We start from the raw sequence: 25,099 nt of genomic DNA on the forward strand, positions 1-25,099 counted from the left end.
CCGGTCGCCCGCGTCGCTCCATCATCGCGAACCGGCCCGCCCGGCAGAAGAGCCCGGCCCGCCCCACCACCGGTCCGGCACGGTGAGCACCGCGGCGGCCGCGGCCAGCGCCCCGAGGCAGACCAGGCTCGCCGCGAACGCCCTGCCGTACGTCGCGGGGGAGGGATCGCCGCCGAGGACGCCGAAGAAGACGATCCCGATCACCGCCACGCCGAGCGCCCCGGCCATCTGCTGGACCGTGGACAGCACGCCGGAGGCCGAACCCGCGTCGCCGGGGCCGACGCCGGACAGCGCCTGCGACAGCAGCGGGGCGCCGACCATGCCGATCCCCGCTCCGGCCACGGCCATCAGCGCCTCGTACAGCGGGAGGTTCACCCCCGAGCCGGCGTTCCGGGTGACCAGCGCGAGACAGCCCTCCCCGGCGACGACGAGGAGCGCGCCGGCCGTGAGCGTACGGCGGCCCAGCAGGCGGGTGAACCTCGCGGCGTTCGCCGAGGTGGCGAAGAAGGCCACGCCCATAGGGAGGAACACCAGGCCGGCCCCGAGAGGGGAGCGGCCCAGCCCGTCCTGCACGTACAGCGCGATGACGAGCATGAACGAGGCCATGCCGCCGTAGACCGCGAGCACGGTGGCCAGGCCGGCCGTGAACGACCGGGACCGGAACAACGACGGCTCCACCAGCGGGGCGCCGCCGGCCCGCGACAGGCGCACCTGCTGGACCGCGAACAGGGCGAACATCGCCGCGCTCGCCGCCAGCGACGCGAAGGTCCAGCCCGGCCATCCCTCCTGCCTGCCCTCCACGAGCGGCACCAGCAGGAGCAGCAGCGCCGGCACGACGAGGACCACACCCGCCAGGTCGAGGGTCCGCGCGGTCTCGGAGCGCGACTCGGGCACGAGGCGCAGCAGGAGCAGCGTGACCACGCCGACGGGCAGGTTCACCAGGAAGCAGGCGCGCCAGCCCAGGCCGAGCACGTCCGCCGCGATGAGCAGGCCGCCGAGGACCTGCCCGCCGACGGTGGCCAGGCCGAGCGCGGCGCCGTACCCCGCGAACGCCCTGGGCCGGTCGTCGCCCGTGTAGGTGACGGTGATGACGGACAGGACCTGCGGGAACATCAGCGCCGCCGCGACTCCCTGCAGGACGCGGGCGCCCAGGAGCATCACCGGGCCCGTCGCCAGGCCGCACAACGCCGACGCGACGGTGAACCCCGCCAGGCCGATCGCGAACACCCTGCGCCTGCCGTACAGGTCGCCGAGGCGGCCGCCCGTGATCAGGCCCGACGCGTACGCCATGCCGTATCCGGCGACCACGAACTGGATCTGCGCGTCGGTGGCACGCAACTCGGCCTGGGCCGAGGGGATGGCGACGTTCACGATGAAGAAGTCGAGGATCGTCATGAACGTGCCGACGAGGATCACCGGGAGGGCGAGCCAGCGGCGACGCCCCCGCACGGCGGTCCCGGCCGGTTCCGTTGCGAGAGAGGACATGCTTCGTCTCCTGGTCGTGGTGGAGGGTCCCGGCCAGAGCCTCTCCGGCCACGGCGGGGAGGGCCAGAATCGGCCGATGCCGGTATCGCGAGTGCCACCTTCCGCGACGCCCGTCTCGGGCCGTGCGGCGCCGATTCCGGGGCGCGGCGCCCGGCGCGGTAACCTCAACCGTCCACCGCTGTTTGGGAGCCCGGATGGCCTGCACGCACGACCGCACCACGACGACCCGCGCCCGCGCCCGCGCCGCCGGGGTGATGTGGCGATGAGCGCCGTCACGGGTGAGGCGGCGCGCCGCCGCACGTTCGCGGTGATCAGTCACCCGGACGCCGGAAAGTCCACGATGACCGAGGCGCTCGCCCTGCACGCCTCGGCGATCACCCAGGCGGGAGCCGTGCACGGCAAGGCGGGCCGGCGGGGCGTGACGTCCGACTGGATGGAGATGGAGCGGGCCCGCGGCATCTCCATCACCTCGGCCGCGCTGCGCTTCGACTACCGCGGCCACGTGTTCAACCTGGTGGACACCCCCGGCCACGCGGACTTCTCCGAGGACACCTACCGGGTTCTGGCCGCGGTCGACTGCGCGGTCATGCTGCTCGACGCGGCCAAGGGCATGGAGCCGCAGACCATGAAGCTGTTCGAGGTCTGCCGCCACCGCCGCATCCCGGTCATCACGTTCGTCAACAAGTGGGACCGGCCGGGCCGGGAGCCGCTGGAACTGCTCGACGAGATCGAGGAGCGCACCGGCCTGCGTCCCACGCCCGTCACCTGGCCGATCGGCGCCGCCGGGAACTTCCACGGCGTGGTCGACCGGCTGGAGGGCCGCGCGGTCCGCTACATCCGCACCCCCGGCGGCGCCACGAAGGCGCTGGAGACCGAGTTGACCCCCGAGCAGGCCGCCGCCGAGCTCGGGGCCGACTGGGCCCGCGCGGAGGAGGAGGCCGACCTGCTCGCCGCGATCGGCGCCGAGCACGACCAGAAGGCGTTCGAGGCGCACGAGTCCACGCCGGTGCTGTTCGGCGCGGCGCTGTCCAACTTCGGCGTGGCCCGGCTGCTGGACGTGCTCGTCGACCTCGCCCCCGCCCCGGCGCCCCGGGCGGACGTCGAGGGCGCGGTCCGGCCGCTGGACGCTCCGTTCGCCGGCCTGGTGTTCAAGGTGCAGGCCAACATGGACCCCGCCCACCGCGACCGCATCGCGTTCGTCCGGGTCTGCTCCGGCCGGTTCGAGCGTGGCATGGTGCTCACCCACGCCGCCACCGGCCGTCCCTTCGCCACGAAGTACGCCCAGTCGGTTTTCGGCCAGGAGCGCGCCACCATCGACGAGGCGTACCCGGGAGACGTCGTCGGGCTGGTGAACGCCACCGCGCTGCGGCCCGGGGACACGCTCTACGAGGGGAAGCCGGTGGAGTTCCCGCCCATCCCCAGCTTCGCCCCCGAGCACTTCGCCGTGGCCCGGTCCCGGAGTACGGCCAAGGCCAAGCAGTTCCGCCGCGGCATCGACCAGCTCGACGGCGAGGGCGTGATCCAGGTGCTCCGTTCCGACCTGCGGGGCGACCAGGCCCCCGTGCTCGCGGCGGTCGGCCCCATGCAGTTCGAGGTCGTGCAGCACCGCCTGGCCACCGAGTTCGGCGCGGAGATCGTCCTCGACCGGCTGGAGTACACCCTCGCCCTCCGCACCGACGCCGAGTCCGCGGAGGTGCTGCGGCGCCAGCGCGGCGCGGAGGTGCTGGTCCGCAGCCGCGACCAGGCCCTGCTCGCCGTGTTCACCGACCAGTGGCGCATGCGCTCCATCCAGCGCGAGCACGAGGGCCTGACCCTCGAACCGCTCATCGCCGGCCAGGGACTCCCCGGCCCGTCAGCCTAAGGGACCAGTGACGCCCGATCAGCCGGACAGGGCCAGCATCAGGTCGGCGGCGGTGGGACGTTCGTGTGGCTCTTTGTGCAGGGCGGCGGCGAGCGGACTCCGCAGGGCGGCGGGCACGGGGCCCAGGTCGGGCGAGTGCTCCATGATCTGCTGGGAGACCGCGAAGACCGAGGGGCCGTCGAACGGCAGCCTGCCGGTGGCGGCGTAGTACATCGTGCTGCCCCAGCTGAACACGTCGGAGGCCGGGCCGACCTGCTGCCCGAGCACCTGCTCCGGCGACATGAAGGCGGGCGTCCCCTTCGTCCCGGCGCTCGTGGTGAGCCGGTCCATCGCCTTTGCGACGCCGAAGTCGATGACGCGCGGCCCGTCGGCTCCGAGCAGCACGTTGCCGGGCTTGAAGTCCCGGTGGACGATGCCCGCGTTGTGGATTCCGCGCAGCGCCGCCAGCGTCGAGATGGACAGCCTGGTGAGACCGTCGGGATCGCGCGGCCCCTGCTCCCGCACGAGCCGCTCCAGAGAGGGGCCGTGCACGTACTCGCTCACGATGTACGCCAGGTCGCCCTGGACGCCGACGTCGATGACGCGGGCGGTGGCGAACGACGGCACGCGCCGGGCGGCCAGCGCCTCCCTGACGAAGGCGTCCCGCTCGCCCGAGTCCGGCCCGACCCTGACGTGCAGGATCTTGACCGCCACCTGTTGCCCGTCCGGCGCCTGGCCCAGGTAGACCGTCCCCTGCCCGCCCTCGCCGACCTTCGTCAGCAGCGCGTACGGCCCCACCCAGGCCATGGCCGAGGCCTGGCCGGGGGCCGGCTGCGGACCGGAGGAAGGCATGCCGAACGAGGGCGCCCCGAAGGAGGGCGATCCCGGGGAGTGCGGCAGCGGCGGGGCCGGGGCGCCGTACGCCGGCGGGTACGTGGACGGTGCCGGCGCCGGTGTGGTGACATGCGGGAACACTTTGCCGCGCAACAGGAAGGCATGGACCGTGCCTCCCGCCCACATCGTGCCGAACCAGACGTAGGCGGTGAGGGTGTTCCGCCAGTCGTCGCTCGGCACCCCCGTCAGCAGGTTGGCCACGACCATGAAGGCGATCAGCCCGAGGGAGTAGCAGACGGCGCCGAGGGTGAGGCCCCGTCTCCTCAGCCGGCCCGCTGCGAAGCCGATGACGAAGGGCGTGCCGAGCCCGCAGGTGAGCAGAGGCACGAGCGCCCACAACACGCTCTTGCCCGACCGTTTTCGTCCCGACCTGCGGGTGTGGAGTGGCTGGTGCGGGCCGGGGAGCATGATTCACCATGATAAGTGATCACAATGTCGGGAATCAGCGCCGGGGCCGCGCGGGAGATGAGCGAGAGGCTGGTTGCGGCCGGCTTCGGCGGCCTGTTCGATGGCACCTGCGACTCGAATGATCTGACAGTCCCGGGGAGGCGCGGTGACCCTCATCGCCGGCAGGTACACGCTCGACCCGGCACGCGCCGGCGGGGGCGGCATGGGCGACGTCTGGGGCGCCGTCGACGAGAGACTCGGGCGCCGGGTGGCCATCAAGTTCGTGAGGTTCCCCGACGACGTCCGTGACCAGAGGTGGGAGGCCCGTTTCCGCCACGAGGCCACGATCATGGCGAGGCTGTCCCACCCGGGCACACCCGCCGTCCACGACATCGGGGCGTATGACGACCCGCTGCGCGGACGGCGGCAGTTCATCGTCATGGAGTACGTGGAGGGGGCAGGGCTCGACGACGTCCTGGCCGAGATCGGGCCTCTGCCCGTCGGATGGGTGGCGTCGATCGGCGCGCAGGTGGCCGCGGTGCTCGACGCCGCGCACGCCAGGGGGATCCTGCACCGCGACCTCAAGCCGGCCAACCTGATGCTGCGCACGGACGGCTCGGTCCAGGTGGTCGACTTCGGGCTCGCGGTTATGCACGATCCCGCGCTGACGAAGCTGACCCGCACCGGCGAGGTGCTCGGCACCGAGTCGTACATGTCGCCCGAGCAGGTGCGCCAGGAGGAGCCCACTCCCCGCAGCGACCTGTACGCGCTGGGCTGCGTGCTGCACGAACTGCTGACCGGCCGGACGCTGTTCGGTGGCCCGACCGTCTTCAGCGTGATGCGGCAGCAGGTGAGCGTCCCGGCCGCGCCTGCGGCCCGGTGGCGGACCGGCGTGCCGGGCGCACTGGACGAGCTGCTGCTGTCGATGCTGGCCAAGGACCCCGAGGACCGGCCGGCGAGCGCGCGGGAGGTCCACGACCGGCTCATGCCGTACCTGTCGGAGACCGCGCCGCTCCCGGGCTTCACCTCACCCGCGCCGAGCCCGGCCCGGATGTACGCCGCGGCGGCCGGCCGTACCGGCACTGACGGCACCGCGGCGAGGCCCGGCGGACGCTGACGAGCCCGCTCGGCGACCTGACCGCGCTCTACGGCCCCGGCCACCGAGCGCGTACGCGAGATCCTGGCCGGCCTGCAGGCCGTCACGTCACCCGGGCGCCGCGAACAGGGCCTCCGCCTCGGCGATCGCGCGGGTGAGGGTCTGCGGATCCGGCCGCAGCGCCGCCACGATCGCGTCGACGCCGCGCAGACCGGCCCGCAGCAGCAGCCGCTTCTCGTTGGTGACCCATTCCCCTCGGGCGGCGAGGACCGCGTGGGCCGTCTGCATGGCGGCGGTGGCGAGAGCGCCGGCGACCTCGGTGGCCAGACCGCGCGCGGCGTAGGCGGATCTGGCGTACTGGAGGGTCATGGCCGCCCGGTCCCGCCACATCGGCGGGGCCGACCTCCGCAGGGGCTCCGGGTAGCCGGGCCGGGGCAGTGCGCCGCGCAGGACCCGGTTGACGGCCAGCTCGGCCACCACCAGATAGCTGGGAATGCCCGCGAGATGGAACATCAGCGGCTCCCAGTGGAAGCGGCCCCGCTCGGCCTCGGCGAGCTCGTGCTCGACGACGTCGAGGTCGCGGTAGTGCACGTCGGCGCGGCGGCCGTCGATGGTCAGCCACGCGCCGCCGTTGAAGACGCCGCCGCCCCAGCCTCCGATCTCGGAGACCTCGCCCTCCCAGCCGACGGCACGCAGGCCGGCCGGGTCGAAGGGGCCGCGGTAGTAAAGGGCGAAGTCCCAGTCGCTGCCGGGCGCGTGGGTGCCCTGCGCGCGGGAGCCGCCGAGGGTGACGGCCCGTACGCCCGGCAGGGCGGCGAGGCGGTCGGCGACGTGGTCGAGGAACGCCTGGTCGTTCATGGAGATGCCGTTTCTCGTGAGACGTGGAAGGACAGGCCAAACCGAGGCCAGAGCAGCGCTCCAACGGCCTCGACCGGACGGGAAACCCACGTCGTCACTTCACGCCCCTGATGCTACCTGTCGAGCGGTCCACCGCCCGACGCCCTGCCCGGAGCGGCGACCCGCCCCGTGCATTTCCCGATGCCGCATGGTGATTGCGATGACAAACACCGTTAAGTGGGGAAAATCGCGGTAAAAGACGGGAGGCGCCTTGACGACGATCGTGCATGCCCATGACGGACGGACGCTCGCAGTCGAGGAGAGAGGTGAACTGGAGGGGACCCCGGTGTTCCTGCTGCACGGCACGCCCGGCAGCAGGCTGGGGCCCTGCCCGCGGGCCTCGGTGCTGTACCGGCTCGGGGTCAGGCTCATCACCTACGATCGGCCCGGATACGGCCTGTCCGACCGCAGGATCGGCAGGACGGTGGCGGACGTCGCCGAGGACGTGGCGGCCATCGCCGACGCGCTGGGGATCGGCTGCTTCGCCGTTATCGGGCGTTCCGGGGGCGGCCCGCATGCCCTGGCCTGCGCGGCGCTGCTGCCCGACCGCACCACGCGGGTGGCCGCGCTGGTCCCGCTGGCACCTCCCGGGGCCGAGGGACTGGACTGGTTCCACGGCATGACGGAGTCGAACGTCGCCGAGTACACGGCGGCCCAGACGGGCTACCACGCGATGATGGACCTGCTCTCTCCGGCGGTGGAGCGGATCAGGGAGGATCCGACGCGGCTGGTGCCGGCGCTCGACGACGACCTGCCCGAGCCCGACCGCCATGTCATCGCGGACATCGGGATCCGCACCATGCTGGCCGACAACTTCGCCGAGGCCGTACGGCGCTCGGCGGCGGGCTGGGTGGACGACGCGGTCGCGTTCAGCTCACCCTGGGGTTTCGAGCCGGAGAGCATCTCCGTACCGACGCTGCTGTGGCACGGCGGAGCGGACGTCTTCTCCCCTGTGGGCCACTCCCGATGGCTGGGCCAGCGGATCCCCGGCGCGAGGGTGGTGATCCAGGAGGGCGCGGCCCATTTCGGTGCGATCCAGGTCCTGCCGGATGTGCTCACCTGGCTGTCGGCGGCCTGACATCAGAACGGCTGGGGTTCGAGGTCCCTGTTGATGCGCCGCCACTCCTTCAGGTGGCCCAGGGTCGGATGGGATTCGCCGAGGACCCTGCCGAGGACGGGCAGCAGGCGGTCCCTGATCCGTTCGGCCTGCGCGACCTGCCCCGCCGACCACAGCGTCACGGCGAGGTTGGCCTCGCACGCGAGCGTGTCCGGATGGAGGTCGCCGAGCTTCGCCCGCAGGGCCTCCAGGGTGCGCCGTTCCAGCCGCTCGGCTTCGTCGCGCCGTCCCTCCTCTCCGAGGCAGTTCGCCAGGTTGATCGCCGCGGAGAGCGTGAACGGATGGTCCGGGCCCAGGTTGGCGCCCAGCCCGTCGTGGGTCGCGACGGCGACGGCGGTCGCACGGTCCAGCTCTCCGGACCCGCGCAGGTAGATCGCCAGGTTGTTCATCGCGATCAGAGTGCCCGGGTGGTTGTCGCCCAGGGTCTGCCGGTAGATGTGCACGATCCTGCCGGCCAGCTCGTGGGCTCCGGCCTTGTCGCCGAGCGCCGACATACAGCAGGCGAGCTCCAAGGTCGCGGCCAGCGCGTCGGGAGTGCCCGCGTAACGCTGCCGGTACCGCTCTTCGGTCTCCTTCGCCAGCTCCCACGCCTCCTGCTGCTCGCCGGCTCTGCGGAGCGACACCGCCAAGCTCTTGGCCGCCCTGAGGGTGTCGACGAACGCCTCGCCGAGCGACTCCCGGTAGTGCTGAAGGGTGGTGCGCAACAGGTCCACCGACTCCCGGTAGAGGCCGATCTCGCGCAGGTCGCGGGCGAGGTGGGCGGCGGAGAACAACGTGTAGGGGTGGTTCACCCCGAGCACCCTGGTCCGCCGCTGCAGGGTGTCCTGGTCGAGGTCGCGGGCGCTGACGGCGTCGCCGACCAGCCGGTAGCACAGCGCCAGGTTGTTCGCGGAGGCGAGAGTGCGCGGATGGTCCTCACCGAACAGCGTCTTCCACCGCTGGTAGGTGACCCGGTCCATCTCCAGCGAGCTCTCGTACTCCCCGAGCCCCCGCAGGTCGGCGGCGAGGCCGCCCGCCGTCAGCAGCGTGTGCGGGTGCCGGTCCCCGACCACCTGGAGCTGCTGCTCGCGAACCCACATGTCGAGGTCCCTGGCCTCCTCGTACTTCCCCTGCGAACGTTTCACGTTGGCCACGTTGAACAGCAGGTGGAGGCGCTGCCTGTCGTGCTGCCCGAACTCCTCCTCCCAGAAGTTCGCGAGCCGTTCGCCGAGGGCCAGGGCGCTGTCGAAGTCGCCGCGTTTCCACAGGTATCGCACGCGGTCGGTGAGGAGCTGCCGGGTCTCCTCCTCGGTGCACTCCGTGGCACGGGACGGCTGCAGATGCTGCCAGATCAGGTCGTAGCGGATCCAGTTCTCCGGGTCGTCCACGTCGCCCTGGCGGGGGCGCGCGCCGACGAGGATGCGGTGCACCGCGTGGCAGGCCTTCTCCTGCTCCTCCTGCGGCATCTGGCTGCGGATCACCGACTGCACCAGACGGTGCACCTGGATCGTGTTGTTGCCCTGGTCCACCTTCGCGAGGGCGAACCTGCCGATCTCCTGGATGACGCGGCCGAGCACGAGCTTCTCGCGCAGCGTGTCGTCGTACGGCAGCAGCGACTCCACCATCTCGTCGCTGTAGAGGAGCTGCATCGAGATGGGCTCGGGGGCGAAGAAGGCACACAGCTGGAGCAGCCGCACCGACGCGGGGGAGCTCTCCTGGAGCTGGGTCAGGGAGAGGTTCCACGTCACGGCCACGGGGTGCGGGTAGTCCGCCGGCTGGTTCAGAGACGAGAGCACGCGCGCCGCCTCGGTGTCGAGCTGCTCCAGCAGCGTCGCCGCCGGGAGGCCGGTTTCGGCGAGCCAGGCCGCGGCCTGTTCGACCGCGAGCGGCAGGTTGCCCAGGGCCTCCGCCACCCGGCGGGCGTCCTCGGCGGCCAGTCCCGGCACCCGGCGGCCGAGGTGTTCCAGGCTCTCCTCCTGGCTGAAGACGTCGACCTCAAGGGGGGCCGCCACCGTCGACCACGCCTGGTTGCGCGAGGTGATCATGACGTGCCCCGACGAACCGCCGGGAAAGAAGTCCCGCAGGTCCTCAGGATCCCCCGCGTTGTCGAAGATCAGAAGCCAGCGGCCGTACGGCCGGCCCAGGCGCAGCGCCTCGCGCACAGCGGAGACCACCTCGGCGATGTTGTCGGCCACCGGGATGCGCAGCTGCCGCGCCAGCTCCTCGAAGGCCGAGTTGATCCGCTCGGGATCCTCCGAGGAGATCCACCAGACGAGGTCGTAGTCGGCGCGGAAGCGGTGGGCGTACTCCAGCGCCACCTGGGTCTTGCCGACCCCGCCGAGGCCGTACAGCGCCTGCGGCAGCACGACCGCCGAACTGCCGCCGACGAGCTGGTCGCGCAGCCGGTCGAGCACCAGCCCGCGCCCGGTGAAGGCGGCGTTGCGCGCTGGGACGTTCCAGACGGCGGGCTCACTGCCCGGGAAGCGGGCGCCGAGCCCTCCGGTGTCGAGCGCCGGCCCGTCCTCGGCGCGGCCGAAAGCCCGCAGCACGGTCTCGGCCGCGGCGTGCTCGGAGATCCTGGTGAGGTCGGCGAGCGCCCGGTCGCCGAACGGTGAGGGGAACCGCGACTCCGAAACGCGCAGCGGGACGACCTCGCCGCGGCCCGATGCCTCCGGGCCGGTCAGCCGCTGCCACACCTCCTCCCCGCGGGACGCGCGGATGTAGGCGCCCGAGAGTACGACGACCGTCCGCAGGCCCTCGCCGCCGAGCTCCAGCGCCTCGTCGGTGTCGACGCCGCGCAGCTTCACCCGGTAGCCGTACCGGTCGAGCAGGGCGGCGATCCAGTCGGCCCACATCCGGTCCTCGGAGGCGTAGCTGAGGTACACGTCGGCCTGGTGAGCGGGGTGCCGGCGAGTGAACGCGTCCAGGTGGCGAAGCCGCAGCGACTCCTCCATCTGCGGGAAGGACGTGACCTCGCCTTCGGTGATCACACCGGTCAGGCGCTCGAACGCGGCCAGCATCGAGGTCGGCCGGTTCGGCTCGTCGCCGAAGGTCGCCAGGATCTCCTCGAAGGCGTAGAAGGGCGTGTACGGAATCTCCACCGCGCCCCAATACTGGTCGGCCTCCTCCTGACTCATGCCGCGGGGGAACTTGTCGAACCGCCGCTTGGCCAGGCTCCGGCCCGCGTCGCACTTCTCCTTCTCGCCCATCTCCACGCGCATCGGCACGGGCAGGACGCGGATGTTGCGGTCTCCGTAGCGGTCGTCGATGTGCCGTGCCACCGACGAGGTGCCCTCGATGCCCTGGTCCGAGAGGGTGAAGCAGGCGACGAGCACATCGGGCAACTGCACGGTGCAGATCTCCGCGATGTCGCTCAGGCCGGTGCGGCTGTCGATGAGCGTGTAGTCGTAGCAGGCCTTCATGTCGTCGCGCAGCGCGTCGAAGAACTGCCCGCCGCCCTGTCGCTCGTAGAAGGTGTCCCAGTCGAACCCGGAGACGAGCGAGGAGTAGTCGCGGTTCTGCCGGCCCGCCGAGAGGAAGTCGAGCGTGCCCTCACCGGGGAAGTCGAAGTCGAGGGAGACGGCGTGCGGTTCGACTCGGGCGTACTCCCGGTGCCAGTCGCGTGGCCTCGCCGCCTGCTTCATCGCCGCCCACTGATAGGTGGTGATGAGGTCGATGACTCCGGAGGTGGTGGTCACCACCCCGCTGTCGAGAAAGGGGCGGAAGAACTTGTGCAGGCCGGGCGACTCCAGGTCCCAGTCGACGACGAGCACGCGCTTGCCTGCGCTCGCGAGGACCCACGCCGTGTTCGCCAGCGCCATCGTCCGCCCCGTACCGCCCTTGTACGAGTAGAAGGTGACGATCCGGCCCTCGCTCATGTCGCTACTCCTCCGGCCCGATAAGCCTGGGTCTGTCGACTCTCGCGCCCTCCGGCGGGTAGGCGGGGGCGTGCTTGAAGTACTGCTGTGTCGCCTTGTGCAACGCGTCGGGCAGCAAACTCCGGAAAGCCTCCAGGCTCGGCACCTCGGGTGCGGCCGCGGGCTCCGACAGCTTGTGCCCGAGCGCCTCCCTCAGGCAGCCCTTGAGCCGGGGCTCGTGCTCCACGGTCTCCGGGTCGTCCCGGTTCCACGGCACCATCACGGTGATCCACTGCCGCCCCGGCCGGTTCACCCCGCGCAGCGCCTCCTGACAGCCGGCCTGGGAGGTCGCCCAGGGATCGACCAGCATCACACCCGGCGCGTTCGGCGCCTCGGCCTCCAGCGTCCGGCCGTGGTCCTCCAGCGTGCCCACGTCGGGGAGGAAGCCGCGGGAACGGGCGACCTCGGCGGCGCAGTCGGCCAGGGGCCGCATGCCGTTGCGGCTGCGGTACGGGTCCCACTCGTACGCGGTGCGCCCGTAGTGGTAGGGATCCCGGCCGTCCGGAAGATGCCGCAGGTCGGGGGCGACGACGGTGACGGTCACCGGCCGCTCCGGCGTGTGGTCGGCGAACGCGCTCGGCACGGTGGTGTAGTCGCGGATCTTGCCGTACGGCATGGGCGAGGTCTCGGCCACCTCGATGATCCGCTGCGCGAGCCCCAGCGTCGCCGTCTGGTACTGGCTCCGGTACTTGCTGAGCTTCATGATTCCGTAGAAGCCCTCCTCGGCGTAGCGGGTGCCGAGGTCCGCGTGGTTGAACTGGATCGCCTGGGCCGCCCGGGGGAGAGTCATCGTGCGCATCGGGGCCCAGATGGCGGGCACGATCGCCGCGGGCCCGGTGTGCCCGGGAACCCGTTCCAGGAAGGCCGCCCACTCCTTCCCGCAGTGCTCGCTCTCGAAGTATCGAGGCGAATACAGGGGGACGAAAACCCGGCAACTAGAAAGGCGCTCAGAGAGCATTTGTGGCCAGTTGTCCCCGGTGCGTAATTCTCTGTCCATATATCCGGCCGCGCCGGGGGGCACTCTGGTCAGGTGCATGATGTGCTCGCAGAGCACCTTGAACAGCTTCTCCACCCATTGGTTGGGATCGCCGCCGTCCGCCGGATCGTACGGGGGAACGTGCGCGTAACTGAGGAAGAAGTACGGCCCTGGGGGTTGAGCGGGCGTGTGTGGATTCGCCATTCGCCTCCTTCCCGGATTTCACTATAGGAACGAGGTCTATGTCAGGAAAGTGCCGCTGCCGGGAAATACCGGGACGGCGGGTCAGCGCCGCAGGGCGGCGGACTCCGCGCGGTAGCGCTCCGCCAGCTCGGCCGCGGCCGCGGCCGCCTGCCCGGAGACCGGCTCGTCCAGCCACGGCTCCAGCGTCCGGCGTATGCCGGAGACGAAACGCGCGCCCAGAGGCGTGAGGCCTCCCGAGCCGTCAAGGTCGCCGATCGCCCGCGCCGTCTGCTCCCGCCACAGCGCGAACTGCACCTCGCCGGGGCCGTCCTCGGAGCGGTGCCGCCGCACCCGCCAGAAGTCCGTGACCGCCAGATGCGCGTACACCCCCTGCAGCAGTGCCTCGAGAGGCCGCGGGCTCTCCCGCCGCCAGGGCGCGTAGTAGAGCCCGGTGTGCGTGGGATCGCACAGGTCGACCAGGTCGAGCACAGCGCCCAGCTTCACATGCTGGAACTCGTGGACCAGCAGCAGCGCGAGGGTGGCCGGATCGGCGGGAGGCGCGACGGCCACGGCCCCGAACGCGTTGCGGGCCGCCGAACTGGCGCTGCCGCCCCCTGCGGGCGGGTCGAGCGGCACCAGCGTGGTCAGCCCGGCACGCAGCCCGGAGGCGTACGCGGGGTGGTCCGACTCGATGAGGGCCCACGCCTCGGCGAACACGCGCTGCCACGCGGCCGCCTCCTCCTCGGTGAGCCGCCCGGCCACCGGGTGGCCGTGGCAGCGCCGATGGGGATCGGTGTCCTCCAGCACGACGGACAGGCCCTCCGCGGTCAGCCGTCGCAGAGGGTGCCAGACCGCGCCGGGCAGGTCCTCGAGCGAGAATCGCCCTCCCTCGGCGACCAGCCGGGCCGTGGTGGCCGAGCCCGCCTCGAACGCTCCCAGGGTGGGCAGGTGGAACACGCCGTCCACCGCCGTGATCGCGATTTCGGCGACGGCGCCCGCCCGGACGGCCGCGGCGCCGGCGATGTTGGCGAGGTAGCCCGCGTCGCCGCCCTGGCGCAGGCACCGCACCGCCCACTCCCGCACGTACGGATGGTCGAGCACGGCGTCGACGGCGTCGCGGTGCTCGTCGTCCAGGCGGGTGAGCAACTCCCATCCCGCCGTCGGGGTCTCGTGTGCGTTGACGCCGGCAAGCAGTGCCCGGCGCATCGTGCGCTGCGCCGCGGCCAGGCAGCGGACGTCCTCCTGGTCGCCGAAGCCCGCCGAAAGGGCGTCCATGGTGGCGGCGGGCACCGAGTGCGTGGGCATGGCGGTTCTCCGCCGGATGTACGTGATGAGCTTGAAGAGGTCGGCGCTGTAGACGCTGGGGTTCGCGAAGCCCGACCCGGTCCGGTACCGGTGCGCGTACAGGCCGCCGCCGCAACTGTCCACCACAGGACAGGCCCGGCAGGTCGCGCACAGCCCGCCGAGGCCCTGCTGCCGGGCGAGCACGCCGGTGTGCCGCGCGACGGCGTCGAGGTCATGGTGGAAGACTTCGAGCCCCGTGGCCGGCGCGCCCTCGTAGGCGACCTTGAGCGAGTCGGCCTGCTCGTAGGTCCCGTCGGTCTCGATGACGACCAGGTCGGCCGGTTCGAGTCCGAGTGACTCGGTGAGGCTCGGGGCGCCGCGGCTGGTGCGCAGGATCGACTCGAACATGCGCACGGGCACGACACGGCCCTCGGCCGACCAGATTTCGAAGATCTCGATCAGCCAGTCCGCGTAGGCCGTCGGAGTCGGCCGCGAGGGAGGGGAGTCCCACGTCGCATGCGGGAGCAGGAAATCGACGCGCGGCGGCTCCAGGGCGGCGAGCGCCCGGTAGACGGCCCCGGGGTCGTTGGCGACGTCGATCGTGCACAGCAACCCCGCGTACAGCTGAGGACGGCGCCGTAGCCGCTCCACGGCCCGGATGACGCGATCGTAGCTGCTGCGGCCGTCGGCGTAGCGCCGGTGCCGGTCGTTGGCCGCCCGGTCGCCGTCCAGTGAGACCCCGACCCTGACGTCGTGTTCCTCGAACAGGTCGAGGAAGCGCTCGTCGAGAAGCACGCCGTTGGTGTGGACCCGCAGGTCCAGCGCGCACAGCCCACCGAGGCCGCCGCGCAGTTCGGCGATGAGGCGCCCGAGCCGGCCGTGACCGGCCAGCAGGGGCTCGCCACCGTGCAGCACGACGTGCACCTGGGCGAGCCCGTGGCTTTTGACATGCTCGGCGATGCGGGTGACGGCCCACGCCGCGGTCTCGTCCGACATGACGGCAGGCCGGCTCCGCCATGACTGGTCGGCGTGCTCGTACACGTAGCAGTGGTCGCAGGCCAGGTCGCACCGGCTGTGCACCTTGAGCACGAACTGCCGGAACGGCACCGAGGGTCGATTCACCGCGAGGAAGGTCAGATCGACGAGTTGAAGCGCGCGACGGGCACGCGTTCGACCAGGGTCTCCGGAAGGACCCTCCGGATAATGCCCTCGCGGTCGATGTCGGAGACATGGGAGAGTGGAATGTCTCGAAGGTCCGTCACATTTGATGGGACCTCGGACTGCTTCTCATCGGTAATGTTCATTAGCTCCACCAATGCGAACGTGCAATCGAATAACGATGCAAGGGACGGTAGGCGGCTAACGCTACCGCACCCGCCAGCCTGGCGCTCCTTCCTAAGGGTCAGGACTGCGGGCCGATTCGGTTGGCCGGTACCAAAAATCCCCTAATTGCCACTGATGTACTAATCGCTCGACAAGGCATGGGACGCCGACCAGAGCATGTGCTCACGGGCTATCGCCTCTTCCGCCTCGTCCACGAAATGGGCCCATTCCGCTTCCGTGGACGGCCAGTCCGCGCGGACGACGATGTGCCCGAGTTCCAGCGCGGCGACGGCGTAGGCGCTCGCGATCTGCTGGTGCTGACGCGTCTGCAACCACGCCACGCCCGCGGCCGCGACTCCGCCCAGCATGCCGGGCAGGTCGATGTCCGGGCCGTCTCCGCCCAGTGCGGCCTTCACGGCGGCGGTGACCAGTCCCAGCGCCTCCGCCGCGGCCACCAGGAGCAGCCATTTGGCGGCCCGGCGCTGGTTGTCGAGGGCCTTGGCGGTGTACCAGGCGCGCTGTTCGTTGAGCCGGCCGGTGACGTAGTGGCGTCGGCGTTCCTCCAGAGTCAGCGCCCTGACCGCGCGCATGCCCTCGGTGACCTGCGAGTCGCCGTCGAATACCGAGACCGGGCCGATGGTCTGCAGGTCGGAGGTGATCTCGCTGAAGCGGCGCAGCAGGAGCCCGTCGGCCGTGTGGCCGTCCGCGTCCGCCCCGGCGCCTCCGGCGTGGTGGCCCGCGAGGGTACCGATGCCGAACGGCTCGCCTCCCACCAGGTAGCGCCACGCCAGCGTCTTGGCGGACTCCGCGGCGGCCCGCGCCTCGTACCAGCGCCGGTCGGGGCGGGCGGTCAGCAGGTAGACCTCGGTGACGAGGGCCACCCCCATCGCCCCCGCGGCGATCGTCGCCGTCAGGTCCAGCCGTCCGACGACGAGACTGAACGATCCGCAGACGGCGGCCGTGACCAGGGACGACAGGCGGACGGAGGTCGCTGTCAGCAGCCTGCGCTGGTTCGCGACGGCGGTGCGGTCGGCGGCGCGGTACAGGGCGGGGAACTCTGACTCCGGTAGCACCTCCACCTTTCGAGGTGAGCCGATGCCTCAGACCGTGTCAACCCTCGTCGCTCCCGAGGGCCAGATGACGCGCACAGGCACTCGCCGGCGCGCCGCCGCCGTGACCGCTTCCGCCGTCCCCCCCGACCCCCGCGCCGGAAGCCCGTCCCACACGGCGACGAGCAGATCGGCCGTCTCGATCAGCAGTTCGTTCGCGGCGGCGTACGCCTCGGGTGAAGCGCGCTCGAACGGCAGCCTGCGGACCTCGCTCGCCTCGGCCAGCAACGCGCGGAAGGCGCCCTCGCCGTACTCGCGGGCGGGCACGACGGCCTCCAGAACGCCGCCGAGGTCGAGGACCGCGGCGGCGAAGATCTGGTCCGCCCCGAGGGCGAGGCACGAGATGCCGACCACGTGGGGGGCGTACGCCCGCAGGAACCTCCGGACCTCCGCGTCCACGAGCGACTGGGTCTCGGGATCGAGGTCCCGGTGCCCCGTGACGGCGATCCGGACGGGAGGCCGGAGGGTCCTGTCACTGCTCACGAAGGAAGACTACGCACCCAGGCGTACGGGAAGGCGGGCGAGACGCCAGGAGAACGGGAGGAACTGCCGGTCGAGATCCTCGGGCGCCACGGCCAGTCCGAGCCGGGGATGGCGGCGCAGCAGCGCGCCGAAGGCGACCTCGCCCTCCTGCCGGGCCAGCGCCGCGCCCAGGCAGTAGTGCAGGCCGTGGCCGAAGCCGACGTGGACCTCCTTGTGCCCGTCGGGCTCGCGGGTGATGTCCAGACGGTGGGGGTCGTCGAAGCGCCGGGGGTCGTAGTTGGCGGAGACCAGCACCGCCATCACCGGCTCGCCCCGGCGCACGGTCATGCCGTCCATCTCGACGTCCTCGGCGGCGTACCGGATCCGGGTGCCCTGGACGGGCCCGCACCAGCGCATCAGCTCGTGCACGGCGCGCGGCAGCAGTCCCGGGTCGGCCCGCAGCGCGGCGAGCTGGTCCGGGTGGGTCAGCAGGGCGGCGGTGCCGTTGCCGATCAGGTGGGCGGTGGTCTCGTGCCCGGCGAGGACGAGCGTGAGGACCATGGTGACCATCTCGGTGTCGGTCAGCCGGTCGCCGTCCTCGTCGTGCGCGCGGATCAGACCGGTCAGCAGGTCGCCGCCCGGTTCGGACCGGCGGCGGGCGATGAGCTCCCGGATGTAGGTCACCATGTGCCGCAGCGGCTCGGCCATCGCTCCCGGTTCGAGCGAGACCAGGCTCCTGCCCCACTCCCGCCACAGAGGCCGGTCCTCCTCGGGGATGCCGACCAGCTCGCAGATGACGGTGATCGGCAGGGGATAGGCGAAGTGCTCGATCAGGTCGGCGACGCCGTCCTCGGCGTGGCCGGGCAGCCGGTCGAGGAGGTCCTCGGCGATCTCCTCGACCCGGGGCCGCAGCTCCGCCACCCGGCGGGCGGTGAAGGCCCGCGAGACCAGCCTGCGCAGCCGGAGGTGGTCGTCGCCGTCGGAGTCGAGGACGCTGTCCAGGATGTACACGGCGTACTCGCGGGGGATACCGCGGGCCTCGATGAGCTGCTCGCGGATGTTGTGCACGTCCGCACCCGGCACGTTGGCCGGGTTGTTGACGAACCGGCGGTCGCCCAGCACGGTCTTGACGTCGTCGTACCGCGTGACGAGCCAGACCGGGGAGTCCAGGCCGGGGAAGGAGCCGCGCACCATCGGGGCCTGCTCCCGCAGGTGCGAGTAGCCCCCGAACGGATCGCGCACCAGGTCCGCGTCGAACAGGTTGACGGGTCCCGCCGTGCTGGAAGTGCTCATTGCCTACCTCCACGTGTCAGGTGCGTCTGTGCCGGTGGATCTCCTCATTCAGCCGGTCCAGCAGGCGCTGGTAGATCTCGTTCACTCGCGGCGCCGCCGCCCGGACGCTCTCGGGCCGCCCCGGGAGCTCGAAGGCCGAGCGGACGACATGGGCGATCATGTCCGCGTTGTCCGCCAGGGCGGGCACGGTGGACGGCGACAGAGGCTCGATCGTGACGAAGCCGGTCAGGATCGACTCGTACGCGTGGACCTGGAGGGCCGGGGACTGCTCGGTGCGGACCAGACCGTGCTCGCGCAGCACCTCGACGTGCGCCCGGAGCGTGCGGTCGCGCACGTCGAGCAGGTCCGGCAGGTTCTCGGCGGCGCTCCTGCTCAGCGTGCCGAGGGTGTCGCCGTCGCCGAGGAGCGTCGCCCGGAAGATCGGCTCCTCGTGCATCCACAGGTACGTCGACCTGGCCACGCTGCTGAGCAGGACCGCGGAGGGGTCGGCGCGGACGCCGGCGGCGAACCGCTCGATGATCCGGGTCTCGGCCCGTATCAGCACCGCGAGGAAGAGCAGGTCCTTCGTGCTGAAGTGCAGGTAGACGGTACCCTTGCCGACGCCCGCCCGCCGGGCCACGTCCTCGACCGTGATGCGCGGGTAGCCCCAGGCCACCAGGAGTTCGCCCGCGGCGTCCAGGATGCGCTCGGCCCGCCGCTCGCGCTCGCGCCAGGGGGAGGCCGGGCCCGCCGGCCGGGAGTCGAGGTCCGTCACCGCGCCCCCCTCCGCCGTGGCCGTGACCGGGATGACGATTCCGGTCACACAGTCGAACGTACGCCGCGGGACGCGGCCGGGCAAGACGGAACTCACCGGCCGCGCGTCGGCGTTGTTCCTGCGAGCGCGACGCCTGTCAGGCCTCCAGGGAGGCCAGCAGTGACTCCAGGTCGCGCATGAGCCGCTCGGTGCGGGCCGGGCCGTACGCCGCGAGAATCGCCCGCTGGTGCTCGGCGATGCCCGCCTCCAGGCGGGCGAGCAGGTCGCGGCCCCGGTCGGCGAGGAAGACCGCGACCTTGCGGCGGTCGGCCGGGTCGTGCCCCCGGTAGACCACCGCGCGTTCCACCAGGCGGTCCACCGCCTTGGTCAGCGTGGGGTGGGGCATCAGCGCGGCCTCGGCCAGGTCGCCCATCGAGTGCCCGCGCCCGTCCGCGAGTGCCTGCAGGATGCGCCACTGCTCGACGGTCACGTCCTCGGCGGCGAGTGCGGCGGCCAGCCCGCGGTTGACGCTGCGCTCGGCCCTGCTCAGCAGGTAGGCGAGTGACGACCCGAGGCCGGTCACCTGTTCGGTCAGGGGATACTCGTGCACGTGGCCGATCCTGTCACAGTCGTCATCGACCCTCTCGAGGCTCATCTGCTGCGCGCGGACACGCTCCGCGTCGCGCTGGTGGTGCCGGTCTCCGGCGTGCTCGGCCTGCTCGGGCCGGGAGCGATCAACTGCGCCGTGCTCGCCGCCCGGGAGGTCAACGCCGCGGGGGGAGTGCTGGGCAGGCCGGTCGAACTCGTGCTCGTGGACGGGGGCCGCGGCCCGGCCGCGGTCGCCGCTGAGGTGCGGGGGCTGGTGCGCTCCGGGGCCGTGCAGGCGGTGGTCGGCACCCACGCCAGCGACGTGCGCGTGGCGGTCGAACGTGCGCTGGGCGGCTCGGCCCCCTTCGTCTACACCCCGCCGTACGAGGGCGGCGTCCGCCGTCCGGGCGTCTACTACCTCGGCGAGCCCGCCTCGCTGCAGGTCGGGCCGGGGATCGACTGGCTGGTCGAGCGCCGGCGGGCCCGGCGCTGGTTCCTGCTCGGCAACGACTACGTCTGGCCGCGCCTGGTGCACGCCTCGGCCCGCGGGCACCTGCGGGCCCGGTCCGCGACGGTGGTGGGGGAGCGTCTCGTCCCGCCCGGGACCACCGCGATGGACCTGCTGCTCGAGCAGTTGGCCGCCGTGCGGCCGGACGCCGTGCTGCTCACTCTCATCGGCAGCGACCTGATCGCCTTCAACCGGGCCTTCGCCGCGAGCGGTCTCGGCTGCGCGCGGCTGTGCGGCGCGCTGGAGGAGCACGGCCTGCTCGCGACCGGCGGAGACGCGACCGGCGGCCTGTACGCCGCCATGGGCTACTTCGGCGGCATCGCCACCGACGCCAACCTCGGCCTGGCCGAGCGCTACACCGCGATGTTCGGCCCCGAGGCGCCGCTGCTCAACGGGCACGGGCACGGCTGTTACGAGGGCGTGCTGATGCTGGCCGCCCTGGCGCGGCGCGCGGGCACGCTGGCGGTGCCGGCCGTCGAGGCGGTCGCCGACGGCACGACGGTCGTCTCCGGGCGCGGCCCGCTCACGCTGGCCGCGGGCCGGGTGCGCCAGCGGGTGTACGTCGCGCGCGCCGACGGGCTGGACTTCGAGGTCGTCACGTCGGTGTGACGAGCGTAAAACTTCCAACAGAAACCTTTTCGTTTTCAAGGATTGCCCCTATCGTACGGCTCTGCCCCCGTGCTTCACGGACCCGTGCTTCAAGGAGCCGATCCATGTCCTCCCCTCAACCAGAGGCGCCCGGCGTCGAGCGCTTCGGCTACCAACAGGAGCTGCGGCGCTCGCTGAGCTTCGCCGACCTGCTCATCTACGGTCTGATCTTCATGGTGCCGATCGCGCCGTTCGGCATCTTCGGCAGCGTCTTCCAGTCGTCCGGCGGGATGGTGGCGCTCGCCTACGTGATCGGCATGGTCGCGATGGCGTTCACCGCCCTGTCGTACGCCCAGATGGCCCGCGCGTTCCCGATGGCGGGCTCGGTCTACACGTACGCGGGCCGGGGCATCGCCGCCCCGGTCGGTTTCCTGGCGGGCTGGGTGATCCTGCTCGACTACGTGCTGGTGCCTGCGCTGCTCTACCTCGTGGCGAGCGCCGCCATGACGTCGTTCGTGCCCGGAGTGCCGATCTGGGTGTGGCTGATCGCCTTCATCGTGCTCAACACGGTGGTCAACTACCTCGGCATCGAGATGACCGCCCGGATGAACAAGATCATGCTGGTCGCCGAGCTGATCGTGCTGGCGATCTTCCTGGTCGTCGGGATCGTCGCCCTCGCGCAGGGCAAGGGCCACGGCAACGCTCTCAGCCCGCTGTTCGACTCCTCGACGTTCTCCTGGCCGCTGGCGTTCGGCGCCGTGTCGGTGGCGGTGCTGTCGTTCCTCGGGTTCGACGGCATCTCGATGCTCGCCGAGGAGAGCCGCGAGAGCACCCGCCGGCTCGGCCGCTCGATGGTCTTCGCCCTCGCCCTGGCCGGCGCGCTGTTCGTCGTGCAGACCTGGGTGGCGGCGCTGCTCGCCCCCAACCGCGCCGACCTGCTCGCCAACGGTGACCCCGGGGGCACCGCGTTCTACGACACCGCCGAGTACGCCGGAGGCCACTGGCTGAGCGTGCTGACGGCCGTCGCCACCGCCGTGGCCTGGGGGTTCGCCAACTCCCTCGTCGCCCAGGCGGCCACCTCCCGCCTGCTGTTCGCGATGGCCCGCGACCGCCAGCTCCCGAAGTTCCTCGGCAAGGTGCACCCCAAGCACAAGGTGCCGGTCAACGCCACGTTCCTGGTGGCCGGGGTGTCGCTGGTCCTCGGTCTGTTCATGAGCACGCGCAAGGACGGCATCACGCTGCTCGGCTCGCTGGTCAACTTCGGCGCGATGACCGCGTTCCTCGCCCTGCACGTGTCGGTCGTCGTCCACTACGTCGTCCGCAACCGCAGCCGTGACTGGTGGCGGCACCTCGTGGCTCCCGCGATCGGCTTCTTGATCCTGCTCTATGTCGTGATCAACGCCAAGGTCGCCGCCCAGGTGCTCGGATTCGTCTGGCTGGCCATCGGCATCGTGATCCTCGTCGGCTCCTCCCTGATGGGCCGGCGCCCCACCCTGTCCGCCGTCACCCCGGAGGCCAACGAGTGAACGTCGTGTCCTACCGTCCCGGTCCCGACGACCTGTCCTACACCTTCGGCGGCCGCCCGGCCGTCGAGTCCGTCGCCCCCGGCGCGGTGCTGGAGCTGTACACCGAGGACTGCTTCGGCGGCCGGGTGCGCGGCACCGCAGACCTGCCGTCGCAGGTCTGCGAGTTCCCGTATCTGAATCCGGTCACCGGGCCGTTCCACGTCGAGGGGGCCGAGCCCGGCGACACCCTGGCCCTCCACTTCGTCTCCATCGAGCCGGCCCGCGACTGGGCGGTCTCCACGACGTTCCCGCACTTCGGCGCGCTGACCTCCACGCACACCACCGCGACGCTCCAGCCGCCGCTGGAGGAGGCCGTGTGGATGTACGAGGTGGACGCCGAACGGCGGACCGTGCGCTACCGCTCGCGGCGCGGCGACTTCGCCGTCGAGATGCCGCTCGACCCGATGCACGGGACCGTGGGCGTCGCCCCGGCCGCCGCCGAGGCGCGGATGACCATCACCCCGGACGCCCACGGCGGCAACATGGACACCCCCGAGCTGCGCGCCGGGGTCACCGTCTACCTGGGCGTCAACGTGCCGGGCGCGCTGTTCGCGATCGGCGACGGCCACTGCCGCCAGGGCCACGGCGAGGTCTGCGGCACCGCCGTCGAGGCGGCGATGAACACGGTCGTCGCCGTCGAACTGATCAAGGGCGTCGCCACCCCGTGGCCGCGGCTCGAGGACGACCGCCACATCATGTCGACCGGTTCGGCCCGGCCGCTGGAGGACGCCTACCGGATCAGCCAGCACGACCTCGTCACCTGGACGGCCTCCCTCACCGGGCTCGACGAGCTGGACGCCTACCAGCTCGTCAGCCAGGGCGGCGAGGCCCCGGTCGGCAACGTCTGCGACACCAACTACACGATGGTGGCCAAGCTGCCCAAGGCGTACCTGGGCGACCCGGACGTGTACGGCTCCGCGCACGCCCGCCTGCGCGCCCTCGGCGAGGAGTATCTCTCCACCCGCTGAGGCCCGACCGGCCGTCGTGGCCGGAGCTGTGAAAGTTTCAACGTGCCGGAGCGGGTGGGCCGTCCGCCAACTCCTCGTGCGAAATCTCCTCACGTTGCCCGTTGACACCTGTGAGGTCCGCTCCTACCTTTAGGGTGTTCGCGAACATGTATGACGTTCACATGTGTGAACTACATCGTCTCGCAGACGAGGAGCGAACGTGAGTCTGGAAAGAAGACGGGCGGGCAGCATGCTCGCCCTGACGGCGGCGGCGGCCGTCGCGCTGGCGGGAGGCGTCGCCGGCGCGACGTCCGCGGCCGCGGCCCCGTCGTCGGGTTCCTTCACCGTGGTCAACGGCGGCAGCGGTCTGTGCCTGGCCGCGCCGAGCGCCTCGGCGGGGACCCAGCTCGTCCAGCGGGCGTGCGACGGCAGCGCCGGCCAGGTCTGGATCCTGGCCTCGACGAGCGGCGGGGTGACCCTCAAGGCCGGGAGCGGCGGGCTGTGCGCCGGGGTGCGGGACGCCGGCACCTCGGTCGGCAAGGCGGTGGAGCTGCAGAGCTGCAGCGGCGCGTCCTCCCAGGCCTGGACGCTCACCGAGTCGGGCGCGAGGTATCGCGTCGTCAACGTCAACAGTGGCAAGTGCCTGAACGTCAAGGACAGCTCCACGAGCGCCGGGGCGCTCGTGCAGCAGAACTCCTGCGACTCGGTCACCAGCAAGCAGTGGTCGCTCAACCCCGCGGGCTCCACGCCGAGCCCCACGCCCACGCGCACCCCCACGCCGTCCCCGACACCGTCCTCGACGCCCTCACCGACTCCCTCACCGACTCCGCCGCCGGGGGGCGCGCTGTACGTCGCGCCGAACGGCAGGGACGGTGCGGCGGGGACGCAGTCGGACCCGACGACTCTCACCTCGGCGATCACCCGCGTCACGTCGGGCGGGACGATCTACCTGCGCGGCGGCACCTACAACCTCTCGCAGACGGTCGTCATCGCACCGGGCAACAACGGCACGGCGAGCGCACGCAAGACCCTGTCCGCCTACCCCGGAGAGACTCCGGTGCTGAACTTCTCGGCGCAGAGCGAGGACCCGGCCAACCGCGGGCTCGCCGTGAACGGGTCGTACTGGCACGTCTACGGCCTCGTCGTCGAGCGCGCCGGTGACAACGGGATCTTCGTCGGCGGCAGCGACAACATCATCGAGCGCACGGTGACGCGGTTCAACCGCGACACCGGGCTGCAACTGTCGCGGATCGCCTCCGACACTCCGCGCGACCAGTGGCCGTCGAACAACCTCATCCTCAGTGCGGAGTCGCACGACAACGCCGACTCCGACGGCGAGGACGCCGACGGGTTCGCGGCGAAGCTCACCGTCGGCTCCGGCAACGTCTTCCGCTACGCGGTGTCGCACAACAACATCGACGACGGCTGGGACCTCTACACCAAGACGGACACCGGTCCCATCGGCCCGGTGACCATCGAGGACTCCCTGTCGTACAACAACGGCACCCTCACGGACGGCAGCCAGGCCGGCAACGGCGACCGCAACGGCTACAAGCTCGGCGGAGAGGACATCCCGGTCAACCACATCATCAGGCGCAATATCGCCTACCACAACGGCAAGCACGGGTTCACCTACAACCGCAACCTCGGCACGATGTCGATCTCGGACAACGTCGGCATCGACAACACCCAGCGCAACTTCTCGTTCGACGGCGGCACCTCGGTGTTCCGGAACAACACCTCGTGCCGTAGCGGCAGCGGGTCAAACGACAAGATCGTCGGCAACGCCGACAGCTCCAACCAGTTCTGGTCGGGTTCGAACGGGTCCCGGTGCTCCTCCTACACCGGCGCCCTGGGCTGGTCGTACGCCTCGGACGGCCGCCTCGTGGTGACCTTCGGCGGCAGGCCGGTGACGCCGTAACAGACGG

The 25,099-nt window shown here is 71.6% G+C and carries 18 protein-coding genes; 7 read left to right on the forward strand and 11 right to left on the reverse strand.

Going from position 1 to position 25,099, the window contains the following annotated elements:
- Positions 1-21 precede the first annotated feature (21 nt).
- Positions 22-1,485: an MFS transporter gene (locus Msi02_RS35795; protein ID WP_204052249.1), complete on the reverse strand. Its 1,464-nt coding sequence runs from the start codon at positions 1,483-1,485 to the stop codon at positions 22-24.
- 262 nt (positions 1,486-1,747) lie between these two features.
- Here Msi02_RS35795 and Msi02_RS35800 point away from each other — a divergent pair, with 262 nt between their 5' ends.
- Entirely contained in the window at positions 1,748-3,346 is a 1,599-nt protein-coding gene (locus Msi02_RS35800) for a peptide chain release factor 3 (protein WP_204052250.1), read from the forward strand.
- Between the two features lie 18 nt (positions 3,347-3,364).
- On the opposite strand, the gene Msi02_RS35805 is transcribed toward Msi02_RS35800, so the two are convergent.
- Positions 3,365-4,627: a serine/threonine-protein kinase gene (locus Msi02_RS35805; protein ID WP_204052251.1), complete on the reverse strand. Its 1,263-nt coding sequence runs from the start codon at positions 4,625-4,627 to the stop codon at positions 3,365-3,367.
- A gap of 145 nt (positions 4,628-4,772) precedes the next feature.
- On the opposite strand from Msi02_RS35805, the gene Msi02_RS35810 reads away from it, so the two are divergent.
- Positions 4,773-5,723, forward strand: a complete 951-nt coding sequence (locus tag Msi02_RS35810) for a serine/threonine-protein kinase (protein WP_239109047.1) — start codon at positions 4,773-4,775, stop codon at positions 5,721-5,723.
- Between the two features lie 87 nt (positions 5,724-5,810).
- On the opposite strand, the gene Msi02_RS35815 is transcribed toward Msi02_RS35810, so the two are convergent.
- The gene (locus Msi02_RS35815; protein WP_079316038.1) at positions 5,811-6,560 is read right to left on the reverse strand and encodes a nucleotidyltransferase domain-containing protein; all 750 of its coding nucleotides are present in this window, start codon (positions 6,558-6,560) and stop codon (positions 5,811-5,813) included.
- A 250-nt stretch (positions 6,561-6,810) separates the two neighbouring features.
- On the opposite strand from Msi02_RS35815, the gene Msi02_RS35820 reads away from it, so the two are divergent.
- A complete protein-coding gene (locus Msi02_RS35820) occupies positions 6,811-7,677 on the forward strand; it encodes an alpha/beta fold hydrolase (protein ID WP_079316039.1) in 867 nt (288 codons plus the stop codon).
- Between the two features lie 2 nt (positions 7,678-7,679).
- Here the strand turns inward: Msi02_RS35820 and fxsT are convergent, their stop codons facing one another.
- The 8 genes from fxsT to Msi02_RS44125 all read right to left on the reverse strand — a co-directional run bounded on the left by fxsT (position 7,680) and on the right by Msi02_RS44125 (position 19,585).
- Positions 7,680-11,573: an FxSxx-COOH system tetratricopeptide repeat protein gene (gene fxsT, locus Msi02_RS35825; protein ID WP_204052252.1), complete on the reverse strand. Its 3,894-nt coding sequence runs from the start codon at positions 11,571-11,573 to the stop codon at positions 7,680-7,682.
- Positions 11,574-11,577: 4 nt separating this feature from the next.
- Entirely contained in the window at positions 11,578-12,792 is a 1,215-nt protein-coding gene (locus Msi02_RS35830; protein WP_204052253.1) for a TIR-like protein FxsC, read from the reverse strand.
- A gap of 81 nt (positions 12,793-12,873) precedes the next feature.
- Entirely contained in the window at positions 12,874-15,177 is a 2,304-nt protein-coding gene (locus Msi02_RS43610; RefSeq protein ID WP_239109049.1) for an FxsB family cyclophane-forming radical SAM/SPASM peptide maturase, read from the reverse strand.
- Between the two features lie 341 nt (positions 15,178-15,518).
- Positions 15,519-16,451, reverse strand: a complete 933-nt coding sequence (locus Msi02_RS35840; protein WP_204052254.1) for a DUF4231 domain-containing protein — start codon at positions 16,449-16,451, stop codon at positions 15,519-15,521.
- 27 nt (positions 16,452-16,478) lie between these two features.
- The gene (locus Msi02_RS35845; protein ID WP_239109051.1) at positions 16,479-16,970 is read right to left on the reverse strand and encodes a hypothetical protein; all 492 of its coding nucleotides are present in this window, start codon (positions 16,968-16,970) and stop codon (positions 16,479-16,481) included.
- 9 nt (positions 16,971-16,979) lie between these two features.
- On the reverse strand, positions 16,980-18,242 hold the full coding sequence (locus Msi02_RS35850) for a cytochrome P450 family protein (RefSeq protein WP_204052255.1): 1,263 nt from the start codon (positions 18,240-18,242) through the stop codon (positions 16,980-16,982).
- A 16-nt stretch (positions 18,243-18,258) separates the two neighbouring features.
- Positions 18,259-19,044, reverse strand: a complete 786-nt coding sequence (locus Msi02_RS35855; RefSeq protein WP_204052256.1) for a TetR/AcrR family transcriptional regulator — start codon at positions 19,042-19,044, stop codon at positions 18,259-18,261.
- Positions 19,045-19,132: 88 nt separating this feature from the next.
- A complete protein-coding gene (locus Msi02_RS44125) occupies positions 19,133-19,585 on the reverse strand; it encodes a MarR family winged helix-turn-helix transcriptional regulator (RefSeq protein ID WP_256862754.1) in 453 nt (150 codons plus the stop codon).
- Here Msi02_RS44125 and Msi02_RS35865 point away from each other — a divergent pair, their 5' ends adjacent.
- The 4 genes from Msi02_RS35865 (at position 19,586) to Msi02_RS35880 (ending at position 25,092) form a co-directional block, all read left to right on the forward strand.
- The gene (locus Msi02_RS35865) at positions 19,586-20,680 is read left to right on the forward strand and encodes a substrate-binding domain-containing protein (protein ID WP_204052257.1); all 1,095 of its coding nucleotides are present in this window, start codon (positions 19,586-19,588) and stop codon (positions 20,678-20,680) included.
- Positions 20,681-20,784: 104 nt separating this feature from the next.
- Positions 20,785-22,185, forward strand: coding sequence for an APC family permease (locus Msi02_RS35870; protein ID WP_204052258.1), 1,401 nt, complete (start codon positions 20,785-20,787; stop codon positions 22,183-22,185).
- Positions 22,182-23,192, forward strand: coding sequence for an acetamidase/formamidase family protein (locus Msi02_RS35875; RefSeq protein ID WP_204052259.1), 1,011 nt, complete (start codon positions 22,182-22,184; stop codon positions 23,190-23,192). Before Msi02_RS35870 ends, Msi02_RS35875 begins: the two co-directional genes overlap by 4 nt.
- Positions 23,193-23,421: 229 nt before the next feature.
- Positions 23,422-25,092: an RICIN domain-containing protein gene (locus tag Msi02_RS35880; RefSeq protein WP_204052287.1), complete on the forward strand. Its 1,671-nt coding sequence runs from the start codon at positions 23,422-23,424 to the stop codon at positions 25,090-25,092.
- Positions 25,093-25,099 lie beyond the last annotated feature (7 nt).

The sequence above is a fragment of the Microbispora siamensis genome (assembly GCF_016863095.1).
Taxonomy (GTDB): domain Bacteria; phylum Actinomycetota; class Actinomycetes; order Streptosporangiales; family Streptosporangiaceae; genus Microbispora; species Microbispora siamensis.

What these genes read in the sequence shown, in the direction of transcription:
- Msi02_RS35805 (WP_204052251.1), bottom strand. Translation starts at nt 4,627, where the DNA reads ATGCTCCCCGGCCCGCACCAGCCACTCCACACCCGCAGGTCGGGACGA.
- Msi02_RS35850 (WP_204052255.1), bottom strand. Translation starts at nt 18,242, where the DNA reads ATGAGCACTTCCAGCACGGCGGGACCCGTCAACCTGTTCGACGCGGAC.
- Msi02_RS35880 (WP_204052287.1), top strand. Translation starts at nt 23,422, where the DNA reads ATGCTCGCCCTGACGGCGGCGGCGGCCGTCGCGCTGGCGGGAGGCGTC.
- fxsT (WP_204052252.1), bottom strand. Translation starts at nt 11,573, where the DNA reads ATGAGCGAGGGCCGGATCGTCACCTTCTACTCGTACAAGGGCGGTACG.
- Msi02_RS35800 (WP_204052250.1), top strand. Translation starts at nt 1,748, where the DNA reads ATGAGCGCCGTCACGGGTGAGGCGGCGCGCCGCCGCACGTTCGCGGTG.
- Msi02_RS35830 (WP_204052253.1), bottom strand. Translation starts at nt 12,792, where the DNA reads ATGGCGAATCCACACACGCCCGCTCAACCCCCAGGGCCGTACTTCTTC.
- Msi02_RS35870 (WP_204052258.1), top strand. Translation starts at nt 20,785, where the DNA reads ATGTCCTCCCCTCAACCAGAGGCGCCCGGCGTCGAGCGCTTCGGCTAC.
- Msi02_RS35795 (WP_204052249.1), bottom strand. Translation starts at nt 1,485, where the DNA reads ATGTCCTCTCTCGCAACGGAACCGGCCGGGACCGCCGTGCGGGGGCGT.
- Msi02_RS35815 (WP_079316038.1), bottom strand. Translation starts at nt 6,560, where the DNA reads ATGAACGACCAGGCGTTCCTCGACCACGTCGCCGACCGCCTCGCCGCC.